The organism is Flectobacillus rivi (assembly GCF_030056655.1).
Classification (GTDB): Bacteria; Bacteroidota; Bacteroidia; order Cytophagales; family Spirosomataceae; genus Flectobacillus; species Flectobacillus rivi.
The window spans coordinates 58,913-77,559 of record NZ_JASHIE010000007.1; the positions used below are offsets into that span (position 1 = coordinate 58,913).

Below are 18,647 nucleotides of genomic sequence, written 5' to 3' on the forward strand. Positions count from 1 at the left end.
ACTTCTTAAAATACCTTTCTTTTCCTAATCAACTATGAAACCAGATTATATCATCATTGGTGCAGGTTCGGCTGGATGTGTATTGGCACATCGACTATCTAGTATTCCCAATAACCAAGTTTTGTTGGTCGAAGCAGGTGGAAAAGATACAAAACCAGAAATACATATTCCCACAGGATATGGCAAATTACACCACTCCAACGTAAACTGGAACTTTGTTACAACTCCTCAGCGGAGTCTCAATCATCGACAACTATACCAGCCAAGAGGCAAAACCTTAGGAGGGTCTAGTTCTGTCAACTGCATGGCGTATATCAGAGGTAACAAAGAAGATTATAATGATTGGGAAAAATGGGGTAATAAGGGATGGGGGTATCAAGATATGTTACCATATTTTACTAAATCAGAAAACAATCAGCAATTTCAAAACCAATATCATGGAAAAGGAGGCTTGCTCAATGTAAGCCACAATATCAATGTAACGCCATTGGCAGAAGCTTTTATAGAAGCTTGTGTTGAAGTGGGCATTCCAGCCAATCCAGATTTTAATGGTGCTCAACAGGAAGGTGCGGGTAAGTTTCAGTTTACCATCAAAAACGCTCGTCGCCATTCTACAGCAGCGGCTTTTTTGGTGCCTGTGCTGTCACGTCCCAACCTTTCGGTATTGACCAAAACACAAGTTGCTCGAGTGCTTATCGAAAATGACAAAGCAATAGGCATTGAGATTATCAAAGGAAATACTACAGAAAAAATTTATGCTAAAAAAGAAGTGATTCTGGCAGCAGGAGCATTTCAAAGCCCTCAGTTGTTGTTGCTTTCGGGCATAGGTGATGCTTCATATCTCAAAGATTTTCAAATAGATTGTAAGGTGAATTTGTCGGGTGTTGGGCAAAATTTATCCGATCACCTATTTATCAATATCAACACTTTGTGTAATCAACGTATTACCTACAATAATGCCGAGCGATTTCCATGGGTACTGTCTAATCTTTATCAATATATTTTTCAGAAAAAAGGTCCATTAAGTTCAAGTCCCCTCGAAGCTTGTGCTTTTACCCATACCCAAGCTGGTCTTGACCGCCCCGATATACAATTTCATTTTGCGCCTGTACTTGCGCCTAATTTACATCTGGTAAAAACATTACCCAAGGAAGAAGGATTTACCGTTTTGCCAACCTTACTCAAACCCAAAAGTAGAGGATATGTAGGCTTACATGATAATCGTCCGAGTTCCGCCCCACTTATTGACCCTTGTTATTTATCAGACACCAAGGGGGAGGATATGGCAACGCTGTTGAGAGCCGTTTACCAAGCAAAAGATGTTTTATTATCTGATGCTTTTGCTCCTTTTCGTCAGCAAGATACCCTATTCCTTCCTGATAAATATGAAAGTGATATAGACTGGGAAACTTATATTCGGGCTACTTGTGAAACCGTTTATCATCCTTGTGGTACTTGCAAAATGGGTATCGACGCACAGGCTGTAGTCAATCCTGACTCGCTAGAAGTGTATGGCATTAAAGGTTTGAGAGTGGTTGATGCCTCTATTATTCCAGAAGTTATTGCAGGAAATACCAATGCTCCTGTCATTGCGGTAGCCGAAAAAGCATCAGACATTATATTGGGATAACATTCTCATAATCAAGGTATAAACCAAAAAACATTAAACTAACAAAAATCATATTTATAGCTGACTAACAGAGGCTTACAGGCAGAGATTTGATTCTACTTTTGTCATAAATCAAATCTCATACAAGCCATGAACAACATTCTTATTGCTACCGATTTTTCAGACAACTCTCACAAAGCATTACAATATGCCATTTTGATTGCTAAAGCGACCAAATCAGCTATTTATTTGGTACATACTTATCTTCCTCGTTATATCGAGCCAGGGATTTATGCTGACGCTGATACCATGCAAAAAGCTTTAGACGACCAACGTGATTCGCTTTACAGCAAAATGATACCTTTAGCTTCCATCGTTGAAGATGCAGGGGTAAAGTGCCATGTTGTTTTAGAAATGAACGACGTTATTTCTGGCGTTTTCGATACTGTCGAGAAATATAACATTGACCTAATCGTGATGGGAAGAACAGGCTCTGGTGGCTTCTTAAGCAAACTGATTGGTAGCAACGCTGCCCATATCACGGCCAAAGCACATATACCCGTTTTGACAGTTCCTAATCAAGTAGAAGCTGTAACCATAGATAAGATATTGTATGCGACTCAACTCGAATTTGACGAAAACCATATCTTAGCGCAAGTATTTGAATTGTCGCATCAACTAGGGGCAAACGTTGCGCTTACCAAAGTCAACGCTCCTTTCGAACCAGATATTCAATCAGACAAGCAATTTGTAGAGCATATCAAAACAGCTTTTGTGAAAGAAACTTTTAGCATCGATACCACCATTTCAAATAGTGTTACCGAAGGTATTCTTACCACTGCTGCCGAAAGAGGTATTAATCTCATCGTTCTGGCAGCGCATCACCGTAATTTCCTTACTCAATTAATAGACCCTAGCAAATCCAAACAAGTGATTATCCGTTCGGATATTCCTGTGTTGACCTACCAGCTTTAACTACTAATATAAAATCAAGCATATTTACATTTTACAGGAAGTAAACAATGGCAATGCCCTATTCATTCAAGTAGGGCATTGCCATTTAAAAACTTCTCCTTTATTTCAAAAAAATAACAATTCCTTTTTGAAGCCTCCACCAAGAACGTAGAAATAGTTAATTACTTCTGTAGAAGTAAATTAATTTATATTGCCAATTTTTAACATCAACACTATGCGCAAATTTCTACCTTCTTTGGTGCTATTGCTAGCACTCTTATCTCATCATTGCCTATTTTCTCAAAGCTTTTCGGAAGATTTTAATTTTTCAGGCCTGTTAACTGCCAACGGTTGGACTGCCCATAGCGGGGGTGGAACTAATGCTATCACAACTACAATAGGATTAGTATTTACAGGATTAAACAATGCTGGAAATGCGGCGGTTTTGACAACTTCTGGCGAAGATGTTTCTAAATTATTAACCACGCCATTCAGCACAGGTAGCATCTATGTATCTTGTCTTGTGAATGTTACTGCAGCTAAAACAGCAGGTGATTATTTTATCCACTTAATTCAAGGAACAACTAGTTCAGGAGGTTTTAACCCTCGTATCTATATTCGTTCTTCTGCGGATGGTATCCAGTTTGGCATATCCAAAGGTTCTGCTTCAGGAACAACATTGGCTTATACCACCAAAAGCTATGCTTTAAACACTACTTATTTGTTAGTGTTCCGTTATACTTTCAACAGTACAGCCACCAACGACGATACATCAGAGCTATTCATTGCAGATGCTCTCACAAGTAGCTCAGAACCTGCAAAAACAGATTGGTTAGCCTCACTTGATACGCAAAATGATGCTGCAAGTTTAGGGATGATTGCTTTGCGTCAAGGAACTGCTGCCAATGCACCCAATGTCATCGTTGACCGTTTGAGAGCAGGCGATACTTGGGCAAGCGTAGCATCATTAAGTTCGTTACCTACATTATCGGCTGTGGGAACTACCCTGTCGAATACCAATTTGGGAACAGCCTCAGCAGCATCCAAAATTACCGTTACAGCATCTGATTTGTTAGCAGACATTGCAGTAAGCTTTAAAACTGCAACAGATAATTTTGAAATGAGTTTTGATGATGGTAAAACTTGGGGAACTACAGGAACTATCAATCAAAAAGGTGGAGTATTTTTAGTAAGAAGTTCTGCAAAAGCCATTCTTGGCAATAACGAAGCTAATATCTTACTTTCTAGTGGCTCGATTAGTACCTCTATTACGGTAAAAGGAACGGTATTTCCTGCTGGGACAGGCTTATGTGGTGTTACAACCAGTATCAAAAAAGTCCGCGACAGTATTCCAGTACAAAATACCTATACAGGCGGAAGCGCCAGTGTTGCGGGTAGAGTTACCAGTAAATTTGGAAGTAACAAGTTTTATTTACAGGATAATACAGGCGGTATTGCCATATTTTCAGCAAGTGGAGCAACTCTATTTGCTGATATTGCTGTAGGTGACTCTGTGCAAATTGTTGGTTCGGTAGCTCGCTTTAGTGGAGAAGCAGAAATACTCAACCCTACGTGTATCAATAAAGTCGTTGGGGCAAAATCTACTCCTGCTTCGGCAGTTTTTGATGCTAGCAAAAAAGGAACAACCACGCTTTCAACATTCTTGGAAGCGAATGAAGGTAAAATAGTAAAGTTAGTCGGTATGAACTTTACGGTAAATACAGGAAATTTTGCCAGTGCTACCAATTATAAAGTTATTGCCTGTAACGAAATGGGAGAAACCGAAGTACGTGTTGATGCCACTGCAACAGGTGTTATTGGTACAGCTGTTCCAAACGTCACACAAGATATTACAGGAGCTATCGGTCATTATATCAATACTAGTGGTACAGTTGATATTTTACAAGTATTTCCTTATGCCGCTAATGATATTACCAAAAGTGCTACAACATGTACGATTACCGTTCCAACGCCTGCATCCTATTGCGGAACATTGGCAGGTGCGACAATTAGCGCAGATTCTACCTTGGATATTACCACTTGGAACGTAGAATGGTTAGGAAATACTACCACTTCTCCGAGTGCCTTGGGACCCATCAAAGATACCCTTCAAATGAATAATGTGATTACGGTCATCAATAAATTGAAGTCGGATGTTTTCTGTCTTGAAGAGGTTTGTAACCATACCTACTTTGCTAGTTTGCTAGCGCAAAGTTTACCAAACTATGGTATCAAATGTCAAACTGATTATTACTCTCATTACTTTGATTCTCCTGAAAAGGCAAGTGATCCAACAACCTATGCTCAGAAGATTTGTTTTGTATACAAAAAAGATATTATCACCCCTGTGGATGCTGAAACTAAGTCTTTATTAGTCGGAAAATACACCTACCCTCCTGCCAACAACTGGGCATCTGGTAGATTACCTTATATGTTTGTGGCCGATGCCAAAATCAACGGAAAAACAAAACGAATCAACTTTGTGGGAATTCATGCCAAATCTGGCTCGGCCGTTTCTGATTATACTAGAAGAAAACAAGATGCTATTGATTTGAAAGCTGAACTAGATAGTAAGTATGCCAGCAATACTGTCATAGTTTTGGGTGATTATAATGACGATTTGGATACATCCATTGCATTAGGAAACGCTTCTTCTTACAAAGAGTTTGTTGCGGATGTGGCAAATTACAAAACCATCTCAAAGTCTTTGAGTGACTGTAAAGTATCTAGTACAGCTAGTTATTCTGACATCATTGACCATATCATGGTAAGTAACGAAATCGGTATTTTAACAGAAGGTGCTGCCAATCCAGCGGTATCTACTTCGGGTATTTATTATGTCAACAATACGCTTAATGTTTCAAGACCAATCGATTTTGTGGCAGACTATACTAACTCTACTTCTGATCATTATCCTGTAAATGCCCGTTTCTATTTTGGCTTCTTACCTGTTAAAGTATTAGGTTTTGAAAAAGAAGAACAAGCATTTTACAAAGTTTATCCAAACCCTGTACAAGACAACTTGACGATTGATTTGTTGAATGCTGGAGAAACTAGCGAAATTACTATCGCAGATATGATGGGAAGAGTAGTTTGGACAAAAGCTACGAATGCAAGCTTAGTAACAGTTCCTACATCAGATTTTACAAAAGGTTTATACATTATTCGTATCAACCGTGGAAAAGCTGCTAGTTCTTTCAAGATTGAAAAATTATAAAAATTAGCTTAAACATAGGTAATCACAAATTTGGTGATTGAGCAAATGCGTCTAAAGATTTGTTACTCTGAATTAGGGTTGTACGAAGGATTTTCTTTTATTCAAAAGAGTTCTGATCATTAGCATTTTTTGATGTAGCGGCAACTCTTGCAGTTGCCGTATTCAAAATGCCAACTGCAAGAGTTGCCACTACATCCGTACATTGCTAATTTTAATATAAACATGAGTCATCCCGAATTTTTAGGATTGGGATTACTCTCCAAGTTTTTATCAAAAAAGCGGTCGAAAAATATTTTTCGACCGCTTTTTTGATGCTATTAGACTAGATATGACGCAATCATTGCGTCTCTATTTACTTAAAATCCAGAAACTCCTCAATACACGCATATACATAATCCAAATCTTCTTGTTGTATGCAATACGGTGTTAGTAAGTAAATGATATTGCCAAGAGGACGCATCAGAATGCCTTTTTCTAAAAAGAAATTATACGCCATATCTCGAATATTACTAAAGTACGACGTGCCTTCACCTGTGTGTATCTCAATGGCCAAAATCGTTCCTCGCACACGCACTGAATCTACTGCACTTGCTTTCTCTACTTTTAGTTTTTGGGCAAATTTCACATGACTTTGATGTAGAGTTTCTATCTGCGCTTGTGTTTCGGGTAAAAGCAATAAATCCAAACTAGCCAATGCCGCCGTACAAGCCAAAGGATTAGCCGTAAAACTGTGACTATGGAACAGCGTTTTTCGTCGGTCTTCTGATAAAAACGCTTCAAATATTTCTTGGGTACAGGTAGTCACACCCAAGGCCATGGCACCACCTGTCAAGCCTTTTGACATACAGTAAATATCTGGTTTGGTTTGGATATAGTCTGTTGCAAACATTTTTCCTGTACGTCCAAAACCCGTCATTATTTCATCTACAATGGTAATCACCCCTTTGGCTTTAGCCAAGGCCACAAGTTCTTCCAGCACCTCTGGCTCATACATCACCATTCCTCCTGCGCCCTGAATTAATGGCTCGAAGATAAAAGCGGCTATTTCATCAGCATTTTCGAGGTATTTTTTCATCTGAGCAATCGCCTCATGCTCTTGTCCTGCTACAGGTACTGGCAAATAGCAGGTTTCATACAAGAAAGGCTCAAATGGGGTATTAAAAGCACTTTTGGCTCCTACTGCCATTGTTCCAAAGGTATCTCCATGATAACCATTACTCAAGGCGATGATTTTGTTTCGCTTTTCAAACCCTCGATTATGGAAATATTGAATAGCCATCTTCAGAGCGACTTCTACCGAAGTTGAACCGTTATCCGAATAAAATACTTTCGCCTGATGACTCGGTAAAATACCCAATAACCTTTCGGCTAAACTTACGGCGGGTTCATGCGTAAAGCCTGCAAAAATAACCTGCTCAAGTTTCAAAAACTGCTCTGCAACTTTTTGGGCAATATATGGATGTGAATGTCCATGTAAATTAACCCACCACGACGAAATAGCATCGATGTACCGTTTACCATTTTCATCAAATAAATACACCCCTTCTGCACGAACAATCGGAATCGAAAATGGTGCGGTGTGATGTTGTGTAAAAGGATGCCAAACGACTTTGGCATCTCTTTCGCTCAAATTGGTTATCACTGGTTTTTCTATATTTTCAACAGGAAATTCCAAGTGCTCATCAATCGAATAATCTTTTTCCATAAAAGTTTCAGACACATCCTACTGCCAATTACCAACCAACGAATCGGCTAGTTTACGAACAGCAGGCTTGTCAATTTCTGCCTGAGTCGGGATACGACCTAGACATTTAAGTTTTGTATAATTCAATATAAAATGCTCAGTCGAAGCATTCGAAATACCATTGAAGATGATTCCTTCAACAGGAATATTTCGACTTCTGAGAGCTTCGATAGAAAGTAACGTATGGTTGATACTTCCCAAGTAATTTTTTGACACTAATATCACAGGAAGGTTCAATTGCTGAACCATATCTATCACCAAGTCATTGTCATTGAGCGGAACCATCAAGCCTCCTGCTAGTTCTACAATCAAATTGCGTTCGGTAACTGGCAATTGTATTTTCGAAAGCTCAATCGTTATGCCATCCAAGGCAGCAGCAGCATGTGGCGACAAAGGTTCATTTAGGCGATAAGCCTCAGGGAAAAACGTATTATTTGGAGCAGACACAAGACTTTTCACGGTATCTGTATCCGAAAAATCGAGACCTCCCGACTGTATCGGTTTCCAATAATCTGCCTGAAGTGCTTCTACTAAAACACTAGAAATAAAAGTTTTACCGATTTCGGTACCAATACCAGCGACAATAAATTGCTTTTTCATCATGAAATTTTAAAAATTAAAGGTGCGGGGGCATTTGTTTTACTAATTCGTCTATTTGTTCGAAAGTGTTATATTGATGTAAGCAAATTCTCAGACGTTCTTTACCTTTTGGAACGGTTGGCGAAAGAATAGCTCTTACATCAAGACCAGCATTTTGTAGTTGTTGCGCTACTAGGCGACAAGCTTCATTTCCTGGAATCACCACACATTGAATAGCCGAGCGACTCTCAATGATAGGAAAACTACTCGATGCTGTCACTTGTTCTCGAAAATATCGTATTAATTTATGAAGATATGAATTGCTAAAGTTTGTTGATTGCAAATAATCATAAGCGCTTTTCACTCCTGCATGGCTATGTAAAGGCGCTGCCGTAGTGTAAATAAATGAACGGGCAAAATTGATCAGGAAAGCTCTTAAAGGAGCACTTCCCAGTACAATGGCACCATGACAACCGAGGGCTTTTCCAAAGGTAATTACTCTGGCAAAAACACGATTTTCTAGCCCATAATAAGAAACAAGCCCTTCTCCTTTTTCTCCAAAAACACCAGTAGCGTGTGCTTCGTCTACAATTAATCCTGCGCCATATTCATCACAAATAGCGGCTAACGCTACTAAAGGAGCCTCATCACCATCCATAGAATATACCGATTCGACTGCCACAAAAATGCGCCCTGTTGCTTGAATTTTACAATGCTCAAGCTTTTTACGAAGGTCAGCGAGGTCGTTATGAGCAAATTTGAGACGAGTAGCATAACTCAAACGTGCGCCATCTATCATACTGGCGTGAATATATTCATCAGTGATCAAAAAATCTCCCTTTTGAGGAACACTTGCCAATAAGCCCACGTTGGCATCATAACCCGAATTAAAGATGAGTCCAGCCTCTGCCCCATGAAAATCAGCAATAGAGTTTTCGAGATTTTCAGTATAAGCATAGTTTCCTGCCAATAATCTCGAGCCTGTTGCGCCAACCCATTGCGCACCCGTGTGTTCAAGAATTTCTAATTCTTGTTTGATTCCTTCTACCAAAATACCACTTTTGGCAAAGCCTAAATAATCATTTGAACAAAAATCCACCATATTTTCGGTGGTCTTTAAAACTCTATATAAAGCTAAATCTTTTCTTTTTTGAAGAGATTCTGCCAAAAAACTTTCAATTTGATGCACGTTTTTACTAGCTCAACAGCCTATTTTGAGGTTTATTGGGCACAAAGATAACACCTAGGGATGCTTCACTGAGTGATTATCTAAGAAATAATAGAAATGCTCCTCATCCTTTCTGAAGCCTAATTTTTCATAGAGAGCTTGCGCCTTGGTATTTTCGATTCCTGTTTTCAAGGTAAGCCAAGCAGCACCCGTCTCCTGAGTATATTTCCATGCAGCATCTATCAATAAGGATGCTACGCCACCTTTCCGAAAGTCTGGCATCACAAACATATCATTTAACAACCAAACCGCTTCGAGCTTCAATGTTGAGAACACTGGATACAGTTGTGTGAATCCAGCTAATGCCCCAGATGACTCCTCCAATACCATAAAAATAGTTGAGTCTTGCTGAGCAAGTCTTTCAGACAAAAATCTTCTAATTTTCTGATAATCATTTGTTTGCCCAAAATGGCTTCGATAAGCCTCAAAGGCTGGAATCAACAATTCAAGATGCGATTCATTTGCTTTAGTTATTTGCATACGTCAGTAATTAGTAGAGTTTTTAAAATGTTTTTTACATAAAAACTAAATAAAGTCTGGAAGGTTCCTTAACTAGTTTTCTTTTTGCTTATTCCTAATACGAATATTTTTTTGAGTTTAATTACGTTATTCTTCTTTAGTGATATAAAAATCTTTATTCGTAACAAAGTTGTAATTATTTTGGCTTTGTGTATTGCGTATTAAACAAAAACCTTGTAACTTTGTACTCAATAGGTGTAGAACTATTTACTAGGCTTGCTCAGGTGGTTTCCGCCTGAGCAACTTTTTTTATAGGCTCTCACAACAAAAAAGGAGGTCTTACCCAGAAATTCGGTAAGACCTCCTTTTTTTATTAACCATTGGCATTCGGCAATCAGCTTTCGGAAGTATGTTTGCTCTTTACCGAAAGCTGACTGCCATAAGCCGATAGCCTATTACTATTTTTTCGCTCCTTGTACTGCACCCGCTGCTTGTTTTTGTTGTTGCATTGGGTTTGGCATAGACTGACGTTGTCCTTTGAATACTTGGAAACGAGTTGGTTGTTCTGGTTCACGAGGGAAAGCGTTATTGTTTGTATCAATATCAGCAATCTCATAGAATGGGTCAAGTACCCATTTTGCTACTTTTTTATCAGTAGGAATTACTTTTTTCACCTCTTTGTCGTTCAAACGCCATACTTCCGCAGGAATACGAACTACCTCATCTGTACCATCTTCATAAACCATTTTGATGATAATAGGCATTGGCAAACCTCCAACGTTTTTCACATTGATTACATAGAAGTTTTTGTTGCTATTAGTCAATTGTTTTTCTTCGTCTGAAAGACCCGCAGTTGCCTGCTCAAAACGTTTTTTATCTGCTTCAGAAGTTGCATAACGATCATAGCTATTGTAGAAATCACGCATATCTGGATTTGCTTCTACTACGGTTTGAGTAATATCTTTTTTGTTACGGATATTGCTCATCGTTTGGCGTTTTGCTTCAGCTTCTGTTTTTGCTTTTGCATTTTTCTGCTCAGGAGATTGGTTGTCGATACCAAACCATTCAACCGTTTCTAATGATTGGTCTGAAGGCTCAACACCGTAGAACCAACCACGCCAGAAAAAGTCCAAATCAACACCAGAAGCATCCTCCATTGTACGGAAGAAATCCTGTGGAGTTGGATGTTTGAAAGCCCAACGACGTGAGTATTCTTTGAAAGCAGCGTCGAATAATTCGCGTCCCATGATAGTTTCACGTAAAATAGTCAAACCAGCCGCTGGCTTAGTATAAGCATTTGGACCGAATCCCATGATGTTATCCGAGCTACTCATGATTGGTACTTGCTGTGTTTTGTCAGTACGCATATAAGTAACAATACCTTGTGGTTCGCCACTTGAAGTATCAAAGTCTCTATCCCATTCTTTTTCAGCCAATTGCTCGCAGAAAGTATTCAAGCCTTCGTCCATCCATGACCACTGACGCTCATCAGAGTTTACAATCATTGGGAAGAAGTTATGACCTACTTCGTGGATTACTACACCAATCAAAAAGTTTTTAGTACCTTCAGAATAAGTTCCATCTGCCTCTGGACGAGCACCGTTGAAACAAATCATCGGGTACTCCATACCGCCTACTGGACCGTGAATTGACTGAGCTGTTGGATATGGGTAAGAGATCGTTCTTTTTGAATAAGAACGTAACGTATGTGCCACCAACATAGTAGAATATTGACCCCAAAGTGGATTAGCTTCTTTTGGATACGCAGACATAGCCCATACTTTTTTGCCTTCAACATCAACTTGCATAGCATCCCATACAAATTTACGAGAACCTGCAAACGCGAAATCACGCACGTTATCAGCTTTGAAAACCCAAGTTTTCTTGCCTGATGGCTTGCTTTTCTCAGCCGCTTCTGCTTCTGATTGTGTTACAATAAGCACAGGGCGATTAGCGCCTTTAGCTTTTTCCAAACGTTTTTGTTGCTCTGCTGACAATACCTGAGCTGCATTTTGCAATTCACCAGTACCCATTACTACAAAGTCGTTTGGCATAGTCAAAGCTACTTTGTAATCACCAAATGGAACGGTAAACTCACCTTGACCCAAGAATTGCTTGTGTTGCCAACCGTTTACGTCGTCATACACGCACATACGAGGAAACCACTGAGCAATTTCGTAGATATAGTTGCCGTCTTTGGCAAAATATTCATATCCACTACGAGCACGAGTAGCCACAGCATCAGTAATATTGAAATCCCACTCTACCTGGAAGCTGAGGGTTTGCCCAGGCTTTAAAGGCGTTGGTAAATCAACACGCATCATAGTTTCGTTGATGGTAAACTTCAACGGTGCACCTTTAATGTCTTTTACAGCACTGATATTGTAACCGTATTCTTTGTTGTTCAACACTCCAGCACTTGCACTCAAGCGTGCAAAGCTAGTACCCTTGTCGTTCAAAGAAGAAGTTTGGGTAGTTTGAGCAATACCGCCTTTTTTGAAGTTGTTTTGGTCTAATTGCAACCACAAATAACGAAGGTCATCTGGAGAAAAGTTTTTGTAGGTAATTACTTCACTACCTGTAATACGCTGCTTTTGGTCATCCAATTCAGCTTTGATGTCATAGTCGGCACGGTTTTGCCAGTAATCTTTGCCCGGAGCACCCGAAGCTGTACGGTAGGTATTAGGAGTTGGCAGGGTATTGCCAAGCTGCTCAAAACGGCTGTTTCCGTTATATGGATTTTGTGCAAATAGCATTGCACATTGTCCTATGAGAAGCGCAAAAAGGCTTAGCTTTTTCATATAGGATTTGTTGGTGAAATAAAGTTTCTACGAAAATACAGAATTTTTAGCATAAGCCACTTCTATCTCCAAATCGCTGTGTACAAGCCTTTCACGCTTTGTGGATAAACGGTCGTATAAGTATTTAAGTGGTTGTCCATAAGCTTTCAGCTTCCAACTTTGGGGAAAATCGGATAGCTGAAAGTTCAAGTCCAAAGGGCGTAACTGCCTATTCCTTTATACTTTCCCCTACTTTTTTACACCAAACAAAAAACTTGTTAAGCGGAAGGGACGTATCAAATAGTGATAAATAAGCCAAGATATGCCAAAGGTTCCTGCAGCTATGAGGATATATTTTATCCAAAGATTAAGAGATACATTAGCCAAATAAAAACCTAAAGCCACCGTAATAGTTTGATGTAAAATATAAAATGGATATACCGCTTGATTACTGTATTGGAGCGCCTGATTAGTAAAATTTAAGTAATGCTTAGCATAACCTCCTATGGCTAGAATTGTGCTCCAAAGGCTCACCATAGTCAGTAATCCATTCACAATAGTCATCCAAATGGTATCTTCGGGAATACTCCCAAAAAGCGTATCATACGAAAATCGGAAGGCTACGATAAATAAGCCAAGCACAGCATAACTTCTTCTGTGTTTTTCCATGGTATCCCACGCAATAGGCGTTTTGCCTATTAAATATCCCAAGACAAATAGCATTATCGAAACCGTGAAGTTGTACCAATCTGATACTAAATTTTGGAAAACTGGCCAATCGGCATGCAAAAACCAATAGGCCGAAGCCAATATCACCGCCCACAGTAATAGACCTAAAGGCTGGCTTACTATTTTCTGAAAAAACTGCCAAAATCCTTCACTGCTTCTATTTTTTAGTAATACAAATAAAGGCGTAGCTATTACCGAAAACACCCACAAATAGGCGATAAACCATAAATGATGCCATGAGGAATTGCCATCGGGATAGGCTTGAAATTCAAAGATTTTAGGATAAAAAGCCCAATAAGAACCTTCAAATTGGTGACGTTGGAGTCGCTCAAAATACACCTGCGGGGGCACTATCACCAAAACACCAAAGAGTAATGGTATGAGTAATCGCTTGGAACGTTCAGCGATAAAAGCGCCAGCTGTTTTCGATTTCATGGCAAAACTTACACCAACGCCCGAGATAAAAAACAATAGGGGCAATCGCCAAAGATGTAGCCACTCCATCGGGATTTCGAGGACTTCAGTCAGTTCGTTGTTTTTGACATGCCATCCCCAATACACAAAAAACATTCCTGTGTGAAAGAAGATTAAAATACCAAAGGCTAAAACACGAATCCAGTCGATATAATACTGGCGAGTTTGGGGAGAAGAAGTGCTAAGAGGTTGTTGTTTTTCAAGAGTTTTCATACAAAGCTTTTTTGATTTGATGGTCAAAACTAGCTTTATCATACGCTCCTAAGCGATTGTTTTGATAAGGAAGAAGTTCGATTTTATAAAATCGAACATTTGAACAAAGGCTATTTTTCCTCTTTTCTGTATTGAGAAGGGGTTTGTCCCACGATTTTTTTGAAGGCTGTATTAAAGGCTGATTTGGAGTTATAACCAACCATCTCGGCTATTTCTTCGATTTTAATATGCTGGTTTTCTAAAGAAACAAGCAATCTTTGCGCTTCAACGATACGCCATTGAGCAGCATAATCAAAAAAGCTTTGCCCCAAACTTTCATTTAAAATTTGAGAAAGATGATGTGGTGAAACACCCAATTTTTTTGCCAAAAAAGGCAAAGAAAAATCCTCTCTCAAAAAGAGTTTTTCTTTGCGCATCAGTACTTCCAGACGTTCTAACGTTTGGTCTTGTATTTCTTCGGTCAGCGTTGATTTCTCGTATTTTTTTATCGGTTTTGCCTCCTCTCCTAGCTTAAAGAAATCTGACTGTCGAATTACCGAAAAACTGATGGCATAAATAATGAAAGTAATATGTGCCGATAAAATATGATCGCCTAAATCACTAGGAAACGTTCTTTTGACAATTAAAAACAAGAGCACAATAGAAGCAAAACTTAACCATTGTGTCCGACACCAACTAAGCGAGCTATTTTCTTTTGAAAAAATAGATAACCCTACTTTTTGAAATTGCTTTTTTAGTTCAATAAAACCTACAACTACATAAATGACCATTTGTACAAACATAAAATCATTCACATGGTCCCGAATTTTACAGAACCAACCCCACTCTACTACTTCGATTTTGATAAAAGGTAAGTCGGGGTGATAAGCATCCAAGTAGGAGTTATATTTGAAGGTATCAGGCAACGGGTAAATGTATATACTCATACTCACCAGATAAAACACAAATGGGGCAAAATGTAATAATTGCTTCCAAGAAAAGCGTTCTGAAATAAATGTTCGCAGATAGAGATAGGTCAATGGAGCTAGTACAAAATTGAGCGGCTCGGCAAAGTCTACCCAGGCTAATATTTTGAACATATAATTGGTATATGACAGCAATACTTCGACCGTACAAGTTGACAGGGCAAATAGAAATAAGCCTAAATATCGATGAGCAATTTTGTTTCCTTTGGGTGTAAACAGAAAGAATATTGCTAAAAAATAGCCTTGTACCACTCCCATAAGGATGATGATAGCAAATAGGTCAATATGAAGAGGATAATTAACAGGCATTAGTTTAGTTTTATCAAAAGCAAAAATACGCTTTTTTCAATTACAAAGAGATTGCACACTTTTACTCAAAATAGACTTTTATATACTCAAAAATGGTTTTTGCAAAACCATATCCCATTTTCCCAAAAGCAACCATACATTTGTTTAAGTATCTCGTAACTCTCGTTCCTAACATTCGTTGGGGATTTAATTTCCGAACTTATCAAAAGTAGCTTGAAACTGATGCTTTTTGTGCATTAGTATAGTAGAGTTAGTTTATTTCGAAAAAAAGGTTTCGTTCGAGACCTTTTTTTGTTTTTATCTTGAAAAAAGGTTTTGCTTATTTGTGGAAAACTCCAGATCAGTATAAGCTTCGACAGAACTTATTTCAGTAATGCGACATTTTTTGACATTTCTATACATTCTGATTTTCAGCATTTTGAGTAGCTGCGTAGTTGCTCAAAATGCCGTTTATAGGGTTATCAACAATCTCAATGGATTACCCAGCAATACCGTTTATAGTATTCTTCAGGATAAAAAGGGGTTTTTGTGGGTGGCCCATGACAAAGGTCTTAGCCGATACGATGGAAAGAGCTTTGTCCATTATGAAAGTATTGCCAAACAAGGTCGCTCGCTTTTCAACTTGATGGAGTACCAAGATCGTATTTATTGCCAAGATTTTGCAGGAAATTTTTACTATACTCAGCACGACAAACTCGTTCAAGAATCGACACTTTCGTGGAAAGGTGGCTTTGTACCTGCTACCATTTTAAACAATAGACTGTTACTTAGTTGCTTTACAGATACCCTAAGAACACTCGATTTAGCAAGCAAAAAAATCAGTAAAATACCTATTCCAAGCTCATTTACTTGGGGCATCAACGTCAAAGACCATAAGTTATTAGCTTTATGTGAAAACGGTATTTATCGTACCGATGGCTATCGAGGGCAATTTCAAAAACTCCCTACTTATCAGTCCTTCTTTCTGATTCCAACGGACAATGAGCTATTTGGCATTACCAAAACTAAATATCCATACGTTAGAAAACTCCTGCATGGAGGTACGCCTATTTCGGTACTCAAACCAGATTTATTCGTGCAGGATGTAATCAAGCTCAAAGATGAAATTTGGGTGTCTACCTCCAGCGGAGCCTATTGCTTTGATCTTAACTTTAATCCCAAATACAACGGCTTTTGTTTTTTTGAAGGAACCAGTATCAGTAGAATTCTTATTGACCGCGAAGGAAATTATTGGTTTGCCACTTTATCAAAAGGGCTCTTGTTTGTTCCAAATATTCATACCCGATTGTATCAATATCAAAATATTGGTATGACCGCCTTAGCTCCTTTTCAGGAAGGGAATGGTGTCTTTATTGGGACCGAAAAACAGAATATTCTCTCTTTTAGTCCAGAACAGGGTTTTCGTCCTTATTTCATGAAAAAGTCATCTAATCATGAAATTATTTCTATTTATGAAGATACAGAAAACCATGATATGTTCTTTTCGAGTAACCGACTAGTGCATCTCAACGCCCAACGGCAGCAAGTACAAAGCATAGAGTTGGCATCTAAAAGCGTTGTGAAAATCAAATCCAATCTTTATGCAATGGCTTATTCGGGTGGAGTTGCATTATTAACCAAATCAAAAAAACCTGTTTCTATTCCATCATGGCTATTACCTAAAATAGCGTCTACCAAGTCTGTGAGTGTAGATACCATTTTTCATTTAGATCATCCCTCTGTAAAATCCAGAACGAGATGGATTGAATTTGGACAAAAAGACAGTACACTTTACATCTCGACTGTAGGTGGCTTGGTGTATATTTCGCCCAAAGGAACAGGGTTTATTACTTATCGTGGCAATCCAATTTACGGTTCTCAAATCATTAACAAAGGTGACTACACGTATATTTCTACCTTTAGCGAAGGAATATATATTCTCAAAAATCAACAAGTAATACAACACATTAGTACAAAAGATGGACTAGCAAGTAATACCATTTATCGTTTTCAGATAGATCAGCAAAAGTTATGGCTTGTAGAGGAAGGAATGCTCCAATCATTTGATTTAAAAACAAAAAAAATTACTAGCTACAGTAGTACCGATGGACTTCCCAAAGCCGAAATCAAAGACCTTGTCGTAGGTTCTCAAAATGTATTTTTAGCTACCCCAGAAGGTCTTGTTGTATTTGATAAAAAAAGAGATGTTTTCAATAAAACTTCGCCATTAATGGCTTTGACTGGATTTACAGTAAATGACCAAAAGCGTGAATACTATTCGGGTATAAAGCTCGAATCTGACCAAAATAGCATTGAAATCTTTTTTTCAATATTGAGTTTCAAAAGCGAAGACGAACTACATATTAGTTACAAAATCAACAATGGGACTTGGCTCAATTTACCTTCACAATCAAGAGTTTTGAGTTTCCCGTCCTTATCGCCTGGAGCTTATCAACTTACTCTCAGAGTCACAAATGAAGATGGTATTGCGGTAAAAAAACCTCTAGTGATAGATTTTGTTATCGATGCTCCCTTTTATTTGCAATGGTGGTTTGTGGGATTAATTTTAGCCATAATAATTCTTGGAGTTTATTGGTATTTCCGCTGGCGTATCAACGACATTAATCAAAAAAATCAGCTCATTGCTGATAAGTTAAAACTTGAGCAGGAAGTAAAACAAAGTATGTTGGCGAGTATAAAGAGTCAAATGAATCCGCATTTTTTGTTCAATGCGCTCAATACAATTCAGGCGTATATCTACACCAACGACAAAGAAAATGCTTCGGTGTATTTGGGTAAATTTAGTGAACTAACCCGTCGGATTTTGGAGATGAGTAATAAAGATTGTGTTCCACTTAGCGAAGAAATAAAATCACTGAGTCTTTATTTAGAGCTCGAAAAAATTCGATTTGAGGATTTACTCCACTATACCTTCGAGGTAGACCCTGCCCTTCAACCCGATTTTGTGTATATTCCATCTATGCTGATTCAGCCCTATGTGGAAAATGCGATAAAACATGGACTTTTGCACAAGAAAGACGACCGTCAGCTATGGATAAAGTTTATCAAGGAACGAGACTGCCTAATGGTCATTATCGATGATAACGGGATAGGTCGAAAACGGTCTGCTCAACTCAAACGCTTAAAAGAAAAAAACGCTCATAATGGCTTTGCCATATCAGCCAATCAAAAGCGACTAGACATTTTGAACCAAGGTGCCAAACACCAAATCATGATGGAAATTATTGATAAACAAAATACACAAGGCGAGCCTCTTGGTACCTTAGTTAATATCAGAATACCTTTTCAGAAAACACCCTCGGCAAATTTGGTCAATTAATATTCCTATTTCCTCAAACCTGCGTTTATTCGAAAATGTAAGTTTTTATTTTTACATAAAATAGGCAA

The 18,647-nt window shown here is 38.5% G+C and carries 11 protein-coding genes; 4 read left to right on the forward strand and 7 right to left on the reverse strand.

Translation table 11 applies throughout. The features are described from left to right. Positions 1-34 precede the first annotated feature (34 nt). From QM481_RS11440 to QM481_RS11450, 3 genes are all read left to right on the forward strand, one after another. A complete protein-coding gene (locus QM481_RS11440; RefSeq protein ID WP_283381890.1) occupies positions 35-1,630 on the forward strand; it encodes a GMC family oxidoreductase in 1,596 nt (531 codons plus the stop codon). 129 nt (positions 1,631-1,759) lie between these two features. Beyond that, a complete protein-coding gene (locus QM481_RS11445; protein WP_283381891.1) occupies positions 1,760-2,584 on the forward strand; it encodes a universal stress protein in 825 nt (274 codons plus the stop codon). Positions 2,585-2,798: 214 nt separating this feature from the next. Continuing rightward, on the forward strand, positions 2,799-5,780 hold the full coding sequence (locus QM481_RS11450; protein ID WP_283381892.1) for a T9SS type A sorting domain-containing protein: 2,982 nt from the start codon (positions 2,799-2,801) through the stop codon (positions 5,778-5,780). A 352-nt stretch (positions 5,781-6,132) separates the two neighbouring features. Here the strand turns inward: QM481_RS11450 and bioA are convergent, their stop codons facing one another. The 7 genes from bioA to QM481_RS11485 form a co-directional block, all read right to left on the reverse strand. After that, positions 6,133-7,485 (reverse strand): adenosylmethionine--8-amino-7-oxononanoate transaminase, encoded by a 1,353-nt coding sequence (gene bioA / locus QM481_RS11455; protein WP_310589664.1) that lies wholly within the window; start codon positions 7,483-7,485, stop codon positions 6,133-6,135. Between the two features lie 18 nt (positions 7,486-7,503). Continuing rightward, positions 7,504-8,124: a dethiobiotin synthase gene (gene bioD, locus QM481_RS11460; RefSeq protein WP_283381899.1), complete on the reverse strand. Its 621-nt coding sequence runs from the start codon at positions 8,122-8,124 to the stop codon at positions 7,504-7,506. Between the two features lie 16 nt (positions 8,125-8,140). Beyond that, complete coding sequence (locus QM481_RS11465) at positions 8,141-9,292, reverse strand: aminotransferase class I/II-fold pyridoxal phosphate-dependent enzyme (protein ID WP_283381893.1); 1,152 nt, start codon at positions 9,290-9,292, stop codon at positions 8,141-8,143. Positions 9,293-9,346: 54 nt separating this feature from the next. Beyond that, on the reverse strand, positions 9,347-9,811 hold the full coding sequence (locus tag QM481_RS11470; RefSeq protein ID WP_283381894.1) for a GNAT family N-acetyltransferase: 465 nt from the start codon (positions 9,809-9,811) through the stop codon (positions 9,347-9,349). Between the two features lie 437 nt (positions 9,812-10,248). Next, entirely contained in the window at positions 10,249-12,591 is a 2,343-nt protein-coding gene (locus QM481_RS11475; RefSeq protein ID WP_374760904.1) for a M1 family metallopeptidase, read from the reverse strand. A 228-nt stretch (positions 12,592-12,819) separates the two neighbouring features. After that, the gene (locus QM481_RS11480; protein WP_283381895.1) at positions 12,820-13,986 is read right to left on the reverse strand and encodes an acyltransferase family protein; all 1,167 of its coding nucleotides are present in this window, start codon (positions 13,984-13,986) and stop codon (positions 12,820-12,822) included. 110 nt (positions 13,987-14,096) lie between these two features. After that, complete coding sequence (locus tag QM481_RS11485; protein WP_283381896.1) at positions 14,097-15,260, reverse strand: helix-turn-helix domain-containing protein; 1,164 nt, start codon at positions 15,258-15,260, stop codon at positions 14,097-14,099. A 373-nt stretch (positions 15,261-15,633) separates the two neighbouring features. On the opposite strand from QM481_RS11485, the gene QM481_RS11490 reads away from it, so the two are divergent. Continuing rightward, a complete protein-coding gene (locus tag QM481_RS11490; RefSeq protein WP_283381897.1) occupies positions 15,634-18,579 on the forward strand; it encodes a sensor histidine kinase in 2,946 nt (981 codons plus the stop codon). Positions 18,580-18,647: the final 68 nt, after the last annotated feature.

Coding starts and splice junctions, on each gene's coding strand:
- bioA (WP_310589664.1), bottom strand. CDS start 7,485: ATGGAAAAAGATTATTCGATTGATGAGCACTTGGAATTTCCTGTTGAA.
- QM481_RS11475 (WP_374760904.1), bottom strand. CDS start 12,591: ATGAAAAAGCTAAGCCTTTTTGCGCTTCTCATAGGACAATGTGCAATG.
- QM481_RS11470 (WP_283381894.1), bottom strand. CDS start 9,811: ATGCAAATAACTAAAGCAAATGAATCGCATCTTGAATTGTTGATTCCA.
- QM481_RS11485 (WP_283381896.1), bottom strand. CDS start 15,260: ATGCCTGTTAATTATCCTCTTCATATTGACCTATTTGCTATCATCATC.
- QM481_RS11480 (WP_283381895.1), bottom strand. CDS start 13,986: ATGAAAACTCTTGAAAAACAACAACCTCTTAGCACTTCTTCTCCCCAA.
- QM481_RS11440 (WP_283381890.1), top strand. CDS start 35: ATGAAACCAGATTATATCATCATTGGTGCAGGTTCGGCTGGATGTGTA.
- QM481_RS11450 (WP_283381892.1), top strand. CDS start 2,799: ATGCGCAAATTTCTACCTTCTTTGGTGCTATTGCTAGCACTCTTATCT.
- QM481_RS11445 (WP_283381891.1), top strand. CDS start 1,760: ATGAACAACATTCTTATTGCTACCGATTTTTCAGACAACTCTCACAAA.
- QM481_RS11490 (WP_283381897.1), top strand. CDS start 15,634: ATGCGACATTTTTTGACATTTCTATACATTCTGATTTTCAGCATTTTG.
- bioD (WP_283381899.1), bottom strand. CDS start 8,124: ATGAAAAAGCAATTTATTGTCGCTGGTATTGGTACCGAAATCGGTAAA.